Raw genomic sequence first — 14906 nt, forward strand, 5'->3', positions numbered from 1 at the left:
TTTTCATTGAGTATGAAATAAGATATGCACAAATTGATTAGGAAATTCAAATGAATTTCTACAAATGTTTTAGCAATCGTAATGTAATTGTTTAGATTCGATCTGATATATTTTCGATTTAATGATATGGTATTTAAAACCTCCAAAGCAGCTTGCTCCATTCTTTTACTTACGTGAGTGCAGATATTATTTATTGTTTTAGCGTCTTTGTGTTCCACTCTAACCACTATAGCTAGTGTACTAAGGAGTGTGTGCCTGAAAATATGGGAACTAAGGGCTGGTTTATCGGTTTTGCTAGTTTAGTATTTGCCTTTTGAAAAGTGATCTTAAATGCCTTTCTCTAAATTGACATATCACTATTGTTTAACAAAATCTAATCTGCTTTAGGGTACTTATTCTTTTTTTGAAATGTAGAATGAACTTTTTCAAAGTTTTTCGAATCTTTTAAAATCTGTTTGTTTTATATCGCCATTCTCCCCCTTTTTTAATTCTCCCTATACAGCCTGATAACTTTCTCGATGGTGCGAATATGGTTGCTTTCGTCTAGGTGGACGTCGGGGTATTCGGGATTGAGTTTTTTGAGGTAGCCTTGGCGGAGTTTCTTGACATAGTTAGCGCCGTCTACTTGGAAGATGCCGATGGCATTATAGTCAATCTGTGGGGGATTCTTGACAAATAGGTAGTCGCCATTTCTTATCTTTGGCTCCATGGACCTGCTGACGACATAAGCGATTGCGTCGTAGTCGTCTGGGATTTCATTCTCATAGAATGGAAACTCCATATCTAAATCGTCGTCCTATATCGAGCGGCTACCTGCATATATAAACCACACCTAACACGAGAGTAAGTAGTCTGTCTGTAGTCGTCCAGTCTGATGATTTTTACGATACTTCGTTTATCTTCGTTTTTCTGCTTATACAGTTGCCTCTCGGCATAGGTCAGGATTTTACCTTGTCTGGGTGATGCCCGTTGGTCGTAGATGGATTGGATATCGCTAGGAGAATCCTTTTGAACTGGAGGAAAGAGGGCATCAATCAAGCTACTGAATACTTTAGCTAAGTCAAATATAGTATTTTTCTTAGTAGACCTAACCCTTTTTTCATAATTTCCAATGGCGTTTTTATTTATACCTATCTTAGTACCCAATTTTTATTGAATCCAACTATTTACTAGTCTATATTGTTTTATTTTTAGCCTGTAACAATCGCAATCTCTTCTTTATCCACGGATGAAATCGTTTTCTATTTTTGTAAGTAAAGCATAACACGAAATCCAAGAAAATGAAAACTTTGTTGTGTTTTCATAAAAAATTTGTTGACAGAGCACGAAACGCCTACTATAATTAAATCAAGCTTAAGGAAATAACAAAAAAAAACAAATCAGAGGGAAAGACGATGAACACATTAAATGAGAAAGTAATCAATATCTGTAAAGCAGTAGTTAAAGAAACTTTAATCCAAGACATTTAGGAGAAAAAGATGAAGAAATCAAGAAAATTAGCCACATTAGGAATCTGTTCTGCCTTGTTTTTAGGCTTGGCTGCTTGTCAACAAGATGCTACAATTTCGAATGAGACGAGTCAAAGGCAAAGTAGTTCAACGAAAGTGCCATGGAAAGCTTCATACACCAACCTAAACAATCAGGTAAGTACAGAAGAGGTCAAATCTCTCTTATCAGCCCATTTGGATCCAAAAAGTGTTGATGCTTTTTTTAATCTCGTTAATGATTACAATACCATTGTCGGGTCAACTGGCTTATCAGGATATTTCACTTCCTTTACTCACACCGAATACGATGTTGAGAAAATTAGCAACCTTTGGAATCAAGAGAAGGGCGATTTTGTTGGGACCAACTGCCGTATCAATAGTTATTGTCTTTTGAAAAATTCAGTTACCATTCCCAAGCTTGAAAAGAATGACCAATTGCTTTTCCTAGATAATGATGCGATTGATAAGGGAAAGGTCTTTGATTCACAAGATAAGGAAGAGTTTGATATTCTATTTTCGAGAGTTCCAACTGAGGCAACTACAGATGTCAAGGTTCACGCTGAAAAGATGGAAACATTCTTCTCACAATTTCAATTCAATGAAAAAGCTCGAATGTTATCTGTAGTCTTGCATGATAATCTGGATGGTGAGCATCTGTTTGTTGGACATGTTGGCGTCTTAGTGCCTGCTGATGATGGCTTCTTATTTGTAGAGAAATTGACTTTCGAAGAGCCCTACCAAGCGATTAAATTTGCCAGCAAGGAAGATTGCTATAAGTATTTGGGCACCAAGTATGCAGATTATACAGGCGAGGGACTGGCTCAGCCTTTTATCATGGATAATGATAAGTGGGTTAATATCTAGAGGTAATCTAACATGGATATAGTATTAGGCATTTTATGTTTATTCTTGATAGGTATATGGGTGAGTACGATAATTAACAGTCGAAAACCAGGAAAAAATGAAAGATTTATAGGTTATATTCAAAGATACGATATTGATGGGGAAGGCTATCAATCAGAAGTATGGGAAGTGACTGAGGAGGAAGATTTATAATTAAAGAACAGAATCTTCTTTACAGTATTGCACCTATTTCCAGACAGTCCATTTGTAGTTTTATCCAGATTGGTATATAATTTAACTTAGAGAAAATAGGAGGACTAATCAGATGGAATTAAAAGATTTTACAGAAAAAGAACAGAAAATGATTAAGAAGGGGCTGACTACGTCTAAGATTAGTGACAAGGAAACTGCTGAGAAAATTCTTGCACTCGTCCCACAAGACTTGATTAAGCGAATCCCATTTTTCGTCAGAAAACATGCTACGACACGTACGATTAAACGCATTTCAATTGAACACCCTGAACTCTACGCTGCAGCTCAAACAAGTGGTGAAATCCCAGAAAAAGAACGAGAAGAACTACGTCAGATTATCACAACTATTTTTGAACAAAAGATGAATAAGCATAGTATTAAGTAGAGAATGAAAATGTATTTGATTTGTGAATTGTTCACTAGTTATATATCATTTTAAAAATCGCAATTTATATTCTACTATACAATACTCAACAAAAAACGAACAGGCTCTTTTCTGTTATTCAGAAGAGAACTTGTTCGTTTTTATCTTATTTTCCTTAAAAAGCTCGATACACATAGGGGTTTTCTGGTTTATCGACTTTGGTAAAGCTTTCGATTTCCAAGGTTGGAAGGTTTTGTTTGAGTTCTTTATGGTAGTGATTGACCAGTTTTCCCTTGGCTGTTATCCAAGTATTATTTTCATATTGACGGGTATTTCCCTTGGTCAGTAAGCCATAGACACCTGAATCCGCGATACAGTGGATAATGCCGAAGCGGAACATAAATTGGCTATTGGCATGACTGGGGTCATTATAGACAAAGCCTGTGAACTGGATTGTCTTACCCTCAAACTCATCTGGATAGTCGTAGATAGCCTCCATAACTTCCATATAGTTTTCATTAGTGATCTGAATACTATCTTGGGACAAGTATTTATCCGCCGCAGTTCGCATTTCCTTTTCATAGGCTGTTTTTGAAAAATAAGAACTGGTATCTGGTTTCAAATATTGGCTCGTCGTACCTTCACTTGTCTGAATGGCCAGATTCGTTCCTTCTGATAAGGGGAAATGATAGCCTTTAGCTGAAACAGTCTGAGAATCCAAGCTAACAGTTGGGAAAGTTAAGCCGATGACAAGTGGAATAGCCAGAAGAGAAATACTTGTCATCTTGGCCAATCGGCTGTTCAGATGACTGTGGATTTTGACTTGCTTCATCCAGATATACAATTGAACAATTGCCAAAATAAAGGAAAGCACCATGGAGATATAGGCCAGATAGGAATAGTGCATGTTGATGTACTGGTTTAATTTGCCCGACAGATGGAGGTAAATAGTCAGTTCAAAATAGCCAGCTAAAACTAAAAATCGAATCATAGGATGACTCCAATCAAGAGAGAATAGACTAAGACGACAAGAGTTACAATCGTTATGAAGTGACTGATAAATCGTGCTTTCAAGTAATTTTTCATCATGAGAATATTTTTGATATCCAGCATTGGGCCAATAACGAGAAAGGCCAGAACTGGTGCCAAGCCGAAACTTGAGAGAAGAGAAGCCCCGATAAAGGCATCCGCCTCACTACAGAGAGAAAGAAGAAAGGCCAAAAGCATCAAGAGGAGGATGGCAAAAATAGGGGTTGCACTGATAGAGGTCAGAATCCGTGTCGGAACATAGACCTGTATAGCAGAGGCAAAGAGACAGCCGAATACCAAATAACGTCCCGTATCAAAAAATTCATCAATTGCTTGCACAAAGACCTGAAAAACCTTTTTTGCAGGGCTTAAGTGAGAAAAATCATGCTCATGACAAGCCAACCGATTTTCTTTTTGAATCGGTTCTTGCCAGAAAAATCCTAGAAAAATCCCAAGTATCACAGCCACAACAATGGAACCCAAAGCTCGTAACAGGGCGATGTGGAAGGAATTGCCAAAGGCAGAATAGGTCGCAAATAGAACAATGGGATTGATAACTGGTGCAGTCACAAGAAAGGGAACAGCCGTGTAACTGGGAACCTTCTTTTCCAGAAAACGATTGATAATGGGGACGATTCCACATTCACAAGAAGGGAAAAGTATCCCAACGAAGGTGCCAAAAAAGATTCTCCCCCAACGATTTCGAGGGAGAAAATGATAAACCTTATCAGGTGTGATATAAACCTCAATCAGCCCTGAGACAATGCTTCCTATCAGAACGAAGGGAAGGGCTTCAATGATAATGGAGAGAAAAATGGCTCCAGTTTGAAGTACACTAGATGGGAGTTGTTGAAAAGCAGTCATCTAGTTTTTCTTTTCTGCTTTGGCTTTTTTCTCTTTGTCATCAGGGAAAGTAACTTGTTTCAAATCAGGGAGTTTCGCAAACTCCTCAAACATCTTATCCAAGTCGTCTCGTTTTGTAAATTTTACAGCCATAGGTGTACCTCGATTCTAAATTCTACCTCTATTATACTATTATTTTTAGGAAAAGGGAGTTTTTTAATTTGTTTTCGATAGTTGATACTCTTCGAAAATCTCTTCAAACCACGTCAGCTTCGCCTTGTCGTATATATTATAGTTATAGGTAACTGACTTCGTCAGTCNNTAGCTTCCTAGTTTGCTTTTTTATTTTGGTTGAGTATGAAAAGGATTGGAGCAAGCCTTCTAGCTTGTGGTATAATAGGTTTATGGATAAAAAATATGAAAAAATCTCCCAGGATTTGGGAGTGACGTTAAAGCAAATTGATACTGTTCTAAGTTTGACAGTCGAAGGGGGGACTATTCCCTTTATCGCGCGTTATCGCAAGGACATGACTGGTAGTCTGGATGAGGTGGCGATTAAGGCCATTATCGATTTGGATAAAAGTCTGACCAATCTAAATGACCGCAAGGAAGCTGTCTTGGCTAAAATTCAAGAACAAGGCAAGCTGACCAAGGAGTTGGAAGAAGCTATCTTAGCAGCCGAAAAATTAGCAGATGTAGAAGAACTCTATCTTCCATACAAGGAAAAACGTCGAACCAAGGCAACCATTGCCCGTGAAGCTGGACTCTTCCCACTTGCTCGCTTGATTTTGCAGAATGTAGCGGACTTAGAGAAAGAGGCTGAAAAGTTTGTCTGTGAAGGATTTGCGACTGGTAAGGAAACCTTGGCTGGTGCAGTTGATATCTTGGTCGAAGCCTTATCGGAAGATGTGGCCTTGCGTTCCATGACTTATCAGGAAGTTCTGAGACACTCTAAACTCACTTCCCAAGTCAAGGATGAAAGTCTTGATGAAAAGCAGGTTTTTCAGATTTATTATGATTTTTCAGAGACGGTTGGAAATATGCAAGGTTATCGTACCTTGGCCCTCAATCGTGGGGAGAAGCTAGGTGTCTTGAAGGTTGGTTTTGAACATGCGACGGACCGCATTCTAGCTTTCTTTGCAGCTCGTTTCAAGGTGAAAAACGCCTATATAGATGAAGTTGTTCAACAGTCAGTTAAGAAAAAAGTTTTGCCTGCTATCGAGCGACGTATTCGGACAGAATTGACTGAGAAAGCGGAAGAAGGGGCTATCCAACTCTTTTCTGACAATCTGCGCAATCTGCTCTTAGTTGCTCCGCTGAAAGGGCGCGTGGTTCTTGGGTTTGACCCAGCCTTTCGTACAGGTGCCAAGCTAGCTGTCGTGGATGCAACAGGGAAAATGCTGACAACACAGGTCATTTACCCTGTCAAACCAGCATCAGCTCGTCAAATTGAAGAAGCCAAGAAAGATTTGGCAGACTTGATTGGTCAGTATGGCGTGGAAATTATTGCTATCGGAAATGGGACGGCCAGTCGTGAAAGTGAAGCCTTTGTGGCGGAAGTTCTGAAAGATTTTCCTGAGGTTAGTTATGTCATTGTAAATGAAAGTGGTGCTTCGGTCTATTCTGCCAGCGAACTTGCTCGTCAGGAGTTTCCAGATTTGACCGTTGAAAAACGCTCTGCTATTTCTATCGCCCGTCGTTTGCAAGATCCTCTTGCCGAATTGGTCAAAATCGATCCTAAGTCAATCGGTGTCGGTCAATATCAACACGATGTCAGTCAGAAGAAACTGTCTGAAAGTCTGGATTTTGTCGTGGATACAGTGGTAAACCAAGTCGGTGTCAATGTCAATACAGCTAGTCCAGCTCTTCTTTCCCACGTTGCTGGACTCAACAAAACTATCTCTGAAAATATTGTCAAATACCGTGAGGAAGAAGGAAAAATCACTTCACGCGCTCAAATCAAGAAAGTTCCTCGTCTGGGGGCCAAGGCCTTTGAACAGGCAGCTGGTTTCCTTCGTATCCCTGAAAGTAGCAATATCCTTGATAATACAGGAGTTCACCCAGAAAATTACAGTGCTGTTAAGGAGCTCTTCAAACGCTTAGATATTAAAGACCTAAACGAAGAAGCCCAAGGCAAACTCAAGTCGCTTTCAGTCAAGGAAATGGCGCAAGAGCTAGACCTTGGACCAGAAACTCTTAAAGATATCATTGCTGACCTTCTAAAACCAGGTCGTGATTTCCGTGATTCTTTTGATGCACCTGTTCTTCGTCAAGATGTCTTGGATATTAAAGACTTAAAAGTCGGCCAGAAGCTGGAAGGTGTGGTGCGTAATGTCGTTGACTTTGGTGCCTTCGTTGATATCGGGATTCACGAGGACGGCTTGATTCATATTTCCCATATGAGTCACAAATTTATCAAACACCCAAGCCAAGTGGTGTCAGTCGGAGATTTGGTGACTGTTTGGGTCAAGAAAATTGATACTGAACGTGAAAAAGTCAATCTGTCGCTCCTAGCTCCAGATGAATCTAACTGATTACGTCAAGCAAGTTTCGCTAGAAGACTTCGGCAGACCTTTTATCCATCAAGCTCAGTGGAATTCTCGTCTACGTTCGACAGGTGGGCGATTTTTCCCCAAAGATGGGCATTTGGATTTTAATCCCAAGGTTTATCAGGAGCTGGGTTTAGACGTTTTTAGGAAAATTGTTCGCCATGAACTCTGTCACTATCACCTCTATTTTCAAGGGAAGGGCTATCAACACAAGGATAGGGATTTTAAGGAACTGTTGAAAGAAGTTGATGGACTGCGCTATGTACCACCCTTGAAAACACAATCTCAAAGTGCCTACCTAGTCTATTAGTGCCAATCTTGCCAGCAAAGTTATCAGCGTAAGAGAAGGATTGATACTCAACGCTATCGCTGTGGACTTTGTCGAGGTAAATTGCTACTAATAAATCAGCCTGAGGACTGATGAAAGTCGAGCCTACCCGTGATATACTATGTCTAACCTAGCAGAAAGAGGAAATATTATGAATAGTAAATTTTATAAAATGAGACGAAATCGCATGATTTCAGGAGTTCTAGCAGGTCTGTCAGACAAGTGGAACTTTGATGTTACCCTTGTTCGTTTTCTGTTTGCCATTTTCACAGTCGCAAATTTTGGACTTGGCGTGATTATCTATATCATCCTAGCTTCTATCATGCCTACCAAGGAAGAAATCGAAGCAGAAATGTACGGAACAGGCCCACGTAAACGAAAAGAAGCCCAAGCCATTGACGATAATGAAGGCTGGTTTTGGTGAGGTTCTACAGAAGATTTGAAATAAGCAAAAAGCTTTAAATCAATAGTCTAAACTGCTTGATTTAAAGCTTTTTTACTTTTAATAAGATTTTCCCAGCTTCTTCTACAAACTAAAAATATTATTTTAAACTCAGGTTTTCTAATCTGTTTTTTCTTGCTGAGACAATACGTTTTTTGAAAAATGGTGGATGCTGATAACAACTGATAGCCAGCAAATAGCATAAGCAGTAGCTGTAAATTCTGTACCGATAAAGTATGTTTTTTCAACTAAGAGCTGACCGATGAATGGAGAGAGGAGATAGAGAAGTCCGATGAGTATATGTTCTTTATGTTTCATTAAAGCGCACCTTCTTTCCTTATAGGTTGAACGACTTGCTAGTGTTAAATTTAATGGTATGTTATCTAGGCAAGCTTACTCAAATGTTAGTTTCCGCTTCCTCCTTTTCAAAGTAAGCCTTTTCATACTTATATTTTACAATTTTTAAAATAGGAAGTCAAATCATTTTCTAAGTAATTTTGCCTACATTTCCCCCAATCTTACAAAAATGTAAGATTAAAGTCTCTTTTGTAAGGTTAGATTATGGCAAGCGGTCTTTTTTTGATGTAAACTAGACTCATAAAGAACAAAGGAGTAACATCATGAAACAAATCTTACAGAAGAAAACAAGAAAACCAAGCCACAAAGAAATCGAGCGCGTTCAGCTGGGATGCGCTATGATGCAAGCAACATTTCATTTGATGGGATATTAAGAAAGGAGATTCTCATGACACTTTTAGATGTAAAACACGTTCAAAAAATTTATAAAACTCGTTTTCAGGGCAACCAAGTAGAAGCCCTCAAGGATATTCACTTTACCGTCGAAAAGGGTGACTACGTTGCCATCATGGGTGAGTCTGGTTCTGGTAAATCAACTCTTCTCAATATCCTAGCTATGCTGGATAAACCAACTCGTGGGCAGGTTTACTTGAATGGAACTGACACCGCAACCATTAAAAATTCACAGGCTTCTAGCTTCCGTCGTGAAAAGTTGGGCTTTGTCTTCCAAGACTTTAACTTGCTAGATACTCTGTCTGTTAAGGACAATATCCTGCTTCCGCTTGTCTTGTCAAGAAGACCTATTACGGAGATGATGAGGAAATTGGTGGTGACAGCTGAGAATCTGGGTATCAACCAATTGCAAGAGAAGTACCCTTACGAGATTTCTGGTGGTCAGAAACAGCGTGTAGCAGTAGCCCGCGCCATCATCACAGAACCTGAAATTCTCCTTGCGGATGAGCCAACAGGTGCCCTTGACTCCAAGTCCTCTGCAGCCTTACTTGATGTTTTTGATGAAATCAATGAGCGCGGCCAAACCATTCTCATGGTAACCCACTCAACGGCAGCAGCTAGCAGAGCTAAACGTGTACTCTTTATCAAAGACGGCATTCTTTACAACCAAATCTACCGTGGAGAGAAGACAGAGCGTCAGATGTTCCAAGAAATCTCTGATACCTTGACTGTCATGGCAAGCGAGGTGAATTAGTATGTTTCGATTAACCAATAAGTTAGCGGTATCGAACTTGATTAAAAACCGCAAACTCTACTATCCTTTTGCGCTGGCTGTTCTCTTAGCAGTCACTGTCACCTATCTCTTTTACTCTCTAACTTTCAATCCAAAGATTGCGGAAATCCGTGGAGGATCAACCATTCAAGCTACTCTAGGATTTGGTATGTTTGTCGTCACCCTTGCGTCAGCCATTATCGTCCTCTATGCCAATAGTTTTGTCATGAAGAACCGTTCCAAGGAACTAGGAATTTATGGCATGTTGGGCTTGGAGAAGCGTCATCTAATCAGTATGACCTTTAAGGAGTTAGTGGTATTTGGGATTCTAACTGTTGGAGCGGGTATAGGTATTGGAGCCTTGTTTGACAAGTTGATTTTCGCTTTCCTACTCAAACTGATGAAATTGAAGGTAGAACTAGTCGCTACCTTCCAGATAAAAGTTGTCATTACAGTACTTCTTGTCTTTGGTTTGATTTTTCTAGGCCTCATGTTCCTGAATGCCCTTCGAATTGCCCGTATGAATGCTCTCCAGCTTTCTCGTGAAAAAGCAAGCGGAGAGAAAAAAGGCCGTTTCCTACCTTTCCAAACTATTCTTGGTTCCATTAGTTTAGGGATTGGCTATTATCTTGCCCTTACTGTAAAAGATCCTCTTACAGCCTTAGCAACCTTCTTCATAGCTGTTTTGCTGGTTATCTTTGGGACCTATCTCTTGTTTAATGCAGGAATTACCGTTTTCCTTCAAATCTTAAAGAAAAATAAGAAATATTATTACCAGCCAAATAACCTTATCTCTGTTTCCAACTTGATTTTTCGTATGAAGAAAAATGCAGTTGGACTAGCAACTATCGCTATTTTGTCAACAATGGTTTTGGTAACCATGTCAGCAGCGACAAGCATTTTCAATTCCGCAGAATCCTTTAAAAAAGTTCTAAATCCTCATGATTTTGGAGTTTCAGGGCAAAATGTTGAAAAAGAAGACTTGGACAAACTCTTGAGTCAGTTTGCAAGTGACAAAGGTTATAAGATTAAAGAGAAAGAAGTGCTTCGTTACACTTACTTTGCTGTTGCGAACCAAGAAGGAAATAAGTTAACCCTTTTTGAAAAAGGACAAAATCGTGTCCAACCCACAACAGTTTTCATGGTATTTGACCAAAAAGATTATGAAACTATGACTGGTCAAAAACTGTCTCTATCAGGAAATGAGGTTGGACTCTTTGCAAAGAACGAGGGAGTTAAAGAACAAAAAACTCTAATTCTGAATGATCATCAATTTTCTGTCAAAGAAGAATTTAATACAGATTTCATTGTGAACCATGTTCCAAATCAGTTTAATATTTTTACTACTGATTACAATTACCTTATTGTTCCTAATTTGCAAGCATTTTTAGACCAATTCCCAGATTCGGCTATCTATAATCAGTTTTACGGTGGCATGAATGTAATAAATGTCAGTGAAGAAGAACAACTCAAGGTCGCTGACGAGTATGATAAATACCTCGATCAGTTTAATGCTCAATTAAACACGGAAGGTAGCTATGTTTACGGTAGCAATCTAGCAGATGCTAGTTCTCAGATGAGTGCCCTCTTTGGTGGTGTCTTCTTTATCGGTATTTTCCTATCCATTATCTTTATGGTCGGAACTGTTCTGGTCATCTACTACAAACAAATTTCTGAAGGCTACGAAGACCGTGAACGCTTTATTATCTTGCAGAAAGTCGGTTTAGATCAAAAGCAAATCAAGCAAACCATCAACAAACAGGTTTTAACTGTTTTCTTCCTTCCTTTGCTTTTTGCCTTCATACATCTAGCCTTTGCCTACCATATGCTTAGTCTGATTTTAAAAGTGATTGGTGTAATAGATACGAATATGATGTTGATTGTGACCTTGTCTATCTGCGCTATCTTCCTCATCGCCTATGTGATGATTTTCATGATTACTTCAAGAAGTTATCGCAAAATTGTGCAAATGTAAAAAAAGATACCTCGACTTCAAAATCGAGGTATTTCTTATATACTAAATGCTGAAAAGTTGTCCTAGCAGGAAGGTAACTCCCATGGTCAAGAGGCCAATAGCTAAGTTCCGAATCATAGCTGTTTTGGTTGGAGCTTTTCCAAGTTTGGCACTAGTGTAACCAGTTAGAAGAAGGGCCACACCGACGATAAGGACAGTAGCAGGGATGCGGTAATCACTTGGGAAAATGGTCACTGACAGCATTGGTGGCAAACTTCCAAGGAAAAAGGCAACGAAGCTAGAAATGGCAGCGTGCCAAGGATTGGTAAACTCTTCATACTCTATCCCATATTTTTCCTCAACCAAAGCCTTGAGCGGATTATTTAAAAAGGCTTTGTTGGTGAGAAGTTGGGCTGATGTTTCACACTCATCATTTTGGATATAAGCAGCATAGAGGGACTTTTTGGCTAACTCTATATCTTGGTCTAGCAAGAGTTGCTCACGCGCAACGGCCGCTTCCTCAGTATCTTTTTGAGTTGAAACGGACACATATTCTCCACCAGCCATTGAAAAGGCACTAGCTAAGATAGCCGCAAAACCTGATAAAAAGATAATCCAGATATTGCTCGTAGCACTAGCAACCCCAATAACCACACCAGCAATGGAAATAATCCCATCATTAGCACCAAGAACACCAGCACGCAGGATATTTAAACGACCTGCAAAGTTTGAATCGATTTCGTGATTTGTTTCTGACATACTATTCTCCTTTTTATCCAGTATAAAGGAAAAATATAGGGAAATCAATCTTTTAAAAGTATCTGAAAAAAGTTGCACGATTTTAATGAAAAAGAGGAAAAAGCTTTTCTGTTTAAGCTTTATCAATAAAACATGCTATAATAGTTGCAGAAAGGTTGGTATTTATGGCTAGGATATTGGTTATTGAAGACAATAGTGACATTCAAGAGATTTTACGAACACTTCTTACTGAGGAGCATGAGGTGGTTCAAGCCTTTTCTGGTACAGAAGGAATCATGCGTTTTGACCAAGGTGGGATTGACCTCGTTTTGCTAGATATTATGCTTCCTGGGAAAAATGGGGATCAGGTTTTAAAAGCCATCAGGGAACAAAGTCAAACTCCAGTCATTATGCTAACGGCTTTGAGCGATAAAAAACTTATCAGTCAATACCTCTTAGATGGTGCCAATGATTATATAGTGAAACCTTTTGATTTGGACGAAGTCTTTGCCAGAGTTACTGTTCAATTACGTCAAAGCGTAGAAAAACAGCCTATGGAAATAGGAAAAACTGAAAATCTGCCACAAAACTTGAAAAATATCCAGTTTGATGCGGAAAGTTTTGAAATTAAAAATAGCCAGGAAACGATTCGCCTGGCCAAGAAAGAATGCTTGATTCTCCAAACTCTCCTCAAACATCCTAAGAAAATTTTTACAAAAGAAGAACTTTATGAATTGGTCTGGGAGGATAGCTACCTACCTGGAGATAATACTCTCAATACGCATTTGAGTAATCTGCGTAAAAAATTAAACCAGCTTGACTCAACTCAAGAATATATTGAAACCATTTGGGGAGTTGGGGTAAGATTAAAAGGAGACAAGCAATGACCTACATGATGATCTTTGTTCTACTGATACTCCTAACTATTTTATCGATTGTATTAATTCGCTACCATCTAGCACTTAAAAACTTGAGTCAACAGATTGAAGATAAAATTCTCACGGGTAGTATGAAAAGAGTCGGAGTCAGCATTTTTTCCAAACATTTTTTACATCTCTACCAGCAGATTGAGAATCTATTTCAGGAAGTAGAGCAATCTCGATTGGTGATGAAAAGGGAAAAACAGACTCTGGATATGGCCATCAGCAATATCGCTCATGATATTCGGACACCTTTGACTATCGCTTCAGGCTACACTCAACAATTGATAAAGTCTCCTGAAAACAAAGAAGAGACCCTACAAAAAATAGCCCAGCACCTTGATTTAGTTTCCAAACGTTTGGAGGCACTCCTAGAATATCGTCGTTTGATGGAAGGAGCTGTCAAACCGAAACTGGAAGAAGTGGATTTTTCAGCTTTTATCACCAAAAAAACTCTGGCTTATTATGATGTTTTTCAGGCGGCAAATATCACGCTTGATTTTAAGGTTGAAGCTGGTTTAAAAACGAGGACTGATGAGGACTTACTGGATCGAATTTTACAAAATCTGCTTGGAAATGTCCTCAAGCATGGCAAGGAAGAAGCGCGGCTATCTTTGAGAAAGGAAAAGGAACAGCTTGTCTTAGAGATTGCAAACCTTGTCAAACAGCCCATCAAAAGAATAGAAAATCTCAGCAACCGTTTTTATTCTGAAAATCTATCTGATACGGAAGAATCCTCTGGTTTAGGCCTTTATATCACTGAGGAATTATGCCATCTTCTTGGTGCAGAGATGAAACTAAGCACAGATGGGCAGTGGTTATCGGTTTTTATTCACTTTTAACGAAATAAACCTCCTCTGTAGGCTAGAGGAGGTCTTTTTTATAGACTTTTCTTTTTGAAAACTGCCAGTCCACTTAGATTAAAGATTACAATAACAGCTAAGGTAACTATAAGTGTATAGAAAATGGATTCACTATTAGCAGTCATAGCATAGGAAAATTGCAAGGACAAATATGGTAAAAATTTGATATTTGGAAAAATGATCATTGGCATAGAAAGCAAGGTAGAGCTGACCAAATAACCAATAAATACTGCAAGATAAGAATGACTAACATAGAGGATGAAGGAAACAATGGAAAGCCAAGCAAGGAGGCAAAGGAATTGAAGGGAAATGGTTACCAGTAGATTGCCAATAAAGCCATCAGGCATAGTTCCAAATCCATTTAAGATAGTTGCTGGAATAAAGGCAATCACAAGACCGATGATGAGTTGAGAAAGTCCAATGCAAGCCAATACAAAGGCTTTGGCAAGGAAAAACTCGGTACGAGAAACACCCACTGTTAAATTATTTTTATAGAGTTTACCGATTAAATCAACTCCAAGCACGAGGCAGGCTAGGACGATGCAGAGAAAAACGAGGTTTGAACCTTGACTAGATGCGTTGATCAGGGCTTGTATACCATTCCAACCTTGGATTGGTATATCTGGTTCTTCTGTCTGGATTGCCATTAGTTGACCCGTAGCCCCAAAAATAGCCCCCATTAACATGAGTAAAAAGAGAATGAACTCTGTAATCCAGAATCCTTTGGAACGGAAAAGACGGTAAAAGTCTGCTTGAATGGTATGTATCATGA

General features: G+C 39.0%; 15 protein-coding genes and 2 pseudogenes. 10 read left to right on the forward strand and 7 right to left on the reverse strand.

Going from position 1 to position 14906, the window contains the following annotated elements; translation table 11 throughout:
- Positions 1-484: 484 nt before the first annotated feature.
- Positions 485-1005 (reverse strand): annotated as a pseudogene (locus HT720_RS00845) (S24 family peptidase); the annotation flags it as partial.
- A gap of 473 nt (positions 1006-1478) precedes the next feature.
- On the opposite strand from HT720_RS00845, the gene HT720_RS00850 reads away from it, so the two are divergent.
- From HT720_RS00850 to HT720_RS00860, 3 genes are all read left to right on the forward strand, one after another.
- On the forward strand, positions 1479-2351 hold the full coding sequence (locus HT720_RS00850) for a DUF4300 family protein (protein WP_173274427.1): 873 nt from the start codon (positions 1479-1481) through the stop codon (positions 2349-2351).
- Positions 2352-2363: 12 nt separating this feature from the next.
- Positions 2364-2543 (forward strand): hypothetical protein, encoded by a 180-nt coding sequence (locus tag HT720_RS00855; protein WP_173274428.1) that lies wholly within the window; start codon positions 2364-2366, stop codon positions 2541-2543.
- Positions 2544-2655: 112 nt separating this feature from the next.
- Positions 2656-2967 (forward strand): hypothetical protein, encoded by a 312-nt coding sequence (locus HT720_RS00860; RefSeq protein ID WP_153198912.1) that lies wholly within the window; start codon positions 2656-2658, stop codon positions 2965-2967.
- 154 nt (positions 2968-3121) lie between these two features.
- Here the strand turns inward: HT720_RS00860 and HT720_RS00865 are convergent, their stop codons facing one another.
- From HT720_RS00865 to HT720_RS10325, 3 genes are read right to left on the reverse strand one after another with little or no spacing between them, the layout of a single operon-like run.
- Positions 3122-3937 carry a TIGR03943 family protein gene (locus HT720_RS00865; protein ID WP_173274429.1) on the reverse strand — a complete coding sequence of 272 codons (816 nt, stop codon included), beginning with the start codon at positions 3935-3937 and terminating at the stop codon, positions 3122-3124.
- Positions 3934-4839 carry a permease gene (locus tag HT720_RS00870; protein ID WP_173274430.1) on the reverse strand — a complete coding sequence of 302 codons (906 nt, stop codon included), beginning with the start codon at positions 4837-4839 and terminating at the stop codon, positions 3934-3936. The genes HT720_RS00865 and HT720_RS00870 overlap by 4 nt, the downstream gene beginning before the upstream one ends.
- Positions 4840-4971, reverse strand: a complete 132-nt coding sequence (locus HT720_RS10325; RefSeq protein WP_000268685.1) for an SPJ_0845 family protein — start codon at positions 4969-4971, stop codon at positions 4840-4842.
- Between the two features lie 251 nt (positions 4972-5222).
- On the opposite strand from HT720_RS10325, the gene HT720_RS00875 reads away from it, so the two are divergent.
- From HT720_RS00875 to HT720_RS00885, 3 genes and pseudogenes are all read left to right on the forward strand, one after another.
- A complete protein-coding gene (locus tag HT720_RS00875; protein ID WP_173274431.1) occupies positions 5223-7352 on the forward strand; it encodes a Tex family protein in 2130 nt (709 codons plus the stop codon).
- Positions 7339-7788 (forward strand): annotated as a pseudogene (locus tag HT720_RS00880) (SprT family protein). Before HT720_RS00875 ends, HT720_RS00880 begins: the two are co-directional and overlap by 14 nt.
- Positions 7789-7846: 58 nt before the next feature.
- Complete coding sequence (locus HT720_RS00885) at positions 7847-8119, forward strand: PspC domain-containing protein (RefSeq protein ID WP_001085044.1); 273 nt, start codon at positions 7847-7849, stop codon at positions 8117-8119.
- A gap of 138 nt (positions 8120-8257) precedes the next feature.
- Here the strand turns inward: HT720_RS00885 and HT720_RS00890 are convergent, their stop codons facing one another.
- A complete protein-coding gene (locus HT720_RS00890) occupies positions 8258-8455 on the reverse strand; it encodes a hypothetical protein (protein WP_050223462.1) in 198 nt (65 codons plus the stop codon).
- 427 nt (positions 8456-8882) lie between these two features.
- Between HT720_RS00890 and HT720_RS00895 the strand changes: the two genes are divergently transcribed.
- Both HT720_RS00895 and HT720_RS00900 read left to right on the forward strand, forming a co-directional pair.
- Positions 8883-9641: an ABC transporter ATP-binding protein gene (locus HT720_RS00895; protein ID WP_173274432.1), complete on the forward strand. Its 759-nt coding sequence runs from the start codon at positions 8883-8885 to the stop codon at positions 9639-9641.
- A gap of 1 nt (position 9642) precedes the next feature.
- The gene (locus tag HT720_RS00900) at positions 9643-11634 is read left to right on the forward strand and encodes an ABC transporter permease (RefSeq protein WP_173274433.1); all 1992 of its coding nucleotides are present in this window, start codon (positions 9643-9645) and stop codon (positions 11632-11634) included.
- Between the two features lie 42 nt (positions 11635-11676).
- Here the strand turns inward: HT720_RS00900 and HT720_RS00905 are convergent, their stop codons facing one another.
- A complete protein-coding gene (locus HT720_RS00905; protein ID WP_173274434.1) occupies positions 11677-12372 on the reverse strand; it encodes a VIT family protein in 696 nt (231 codons plus the stop codon).
- 164 nt (positions 12373-12536) lie between these two features.
- On the opposite strand from HT720_RS00905, the gene HT720_RS00910 reads away from it, so the two are divergent.
- A complete protein-coding gene (locus tag HT720_RS00910; RefSeq protein WP_173274435.1) occupies positions 12537-13238 on the forward strand; it encodes a response regulator transcription factor in 702 nt (233 codons plus the stop codon).
- Positions 13235-14113 (forward strand): HAMP domain-containing sensor histidine kinase, encoded by an 879-nt coding sequence (locus tag HT720_RS00915; protein WP_173274436.1) that lies wholly within the window; start codon positions 13235-13237, stop codon positions 14111-14113. The genes HT720_RS00910 and HT720_RS00915 overlap by 4 nt, the downstream gene beginning before the upstream one ends.
- A 38-nt stretch (positions 14114-14151) precedes the next feature.
- On the opposite strand, the gene HT720_RS00920 is transcribed toward HT720_RS00915, so the two are convergent.
- A complete protein-coding gene (locus HT720_RS00920) occupies positions 14152-14904 on the reverse strand; it encodes an ABC transporter permease (protein WP_049511302.1) in 753 nt (250 codons plus the stop codon).
- Positions 14905-14906 lie beyond the last annotated feature (2 nt).

It is taken from the genome of Streptococcus sp. 68 (genome assembly GCF_013277415.1).
GTDB lineage: Bacteria > Bacillota > Bacilli > Lactobacillales > Streptococcaceae > Streptococcus.

Bases quoted from the DNA above. Each gene is read 5' to 3' on its own strand.
- HT720_RS00890 (WP_050223462.1), bottom strand. From the start codon at position 8,455: ATGAAACATAAAGAACATATACTCATCGGACTTCTCTATCTCCTCTCT.
- HT720_RS00870 (WP_173274430.1), bottom strand. From the start codon at position 4,839: ATGACTGCTTTTCAACAACTCCCATCTAGTGTACTTCAAACTGGAGCC.
- HT720_RS00850 (WP_173274427.1), top strand. From the start codon at position 1,479: ATGAAGAAATCAAGAAAATTAGCCACATTAGGAATCTGTTCTGCCTTG.
- HT720_RS00875 (WP_173274431.1), top strand. From the start codon at position 5,223: ATGGATAAAAAATATGAAAAAATCTCCCAGGATTTGGGAGTGACGTTA.
- HT720_RS00905 (WP_173274434.1), bottom strand. From the start codon at position 12,372: ATGTCAGAAACAAATCACGAAATCGATTCAAACTTTGCAGGTCGTTTA.
- HT720_RS00865 (WP_173274429.1), bottom strand. From the start codon at position 3,937: ATGATTCGATTTTTAGTTTTAGCTGGCTATTTTGAACTGACTATTTAC.
- HT720_RS00895 (WP_173274432.1), top strand. From the start codon at position 8,883: ATGACACTTTTAGATGTAAAACACGTTCAAAAAATTTATAAAACTCGT.
- HT720_RS00915 (WP_173274436.1), top strand. From the start codon at position 13,235: ATGACCTACATGATGATCTTTGTTCTACTGATACTCCTAACTATTTTA.
- HT720_RS00900 (WP_173274433.1), top strand. From the start codon at position 9,643: ATGTTTCGATTAACCAATAAGTTAGCGGTATCGAACTTGATTAAAAAC.
- HT720_RS00885 (WP_001085044.1), top strand. From the start codon at position 7,847: ATGAATAGTAAATTTTATAAAATGAGACGAAATCGCATGATTTCAGGA.
- HT720_RS00910 (WP_173274435.1), top strand. From the start codon at position 12,537: ATGGCTAGGATATTGGTTATTGAAGACAATAGTGACATTCAAGAGATT.
- HT720_RS00855 (WP_173274428.1), top strand. From the start codon at position 2,364: ATGGATATAGTATTAGGCATTTTATGTTTATTCTTGATAGGTATATGG.
- HT720_RS10325 (WP_000268685.1), bottom strand. From the start codon at position 4,971: ATGGCTGTAAAATTTACAAAACGAGACGACTTGGATAAGATGTTTGAG.
- HT720_RS00920 (WP_049511302.1), bottom strand. From the start codon at position 14,904: ATGATACATACCATTCAAGCAGACTTTTACCGTCTTTTCCGTTCCAAA.
- HT720_RS00860 (WP_153198912.1), top strand. From the start codon at position 2,656: ATGGAATTAAAAGATTTTACAGAAAAAGAACAGAAAATGATTAAGAAG.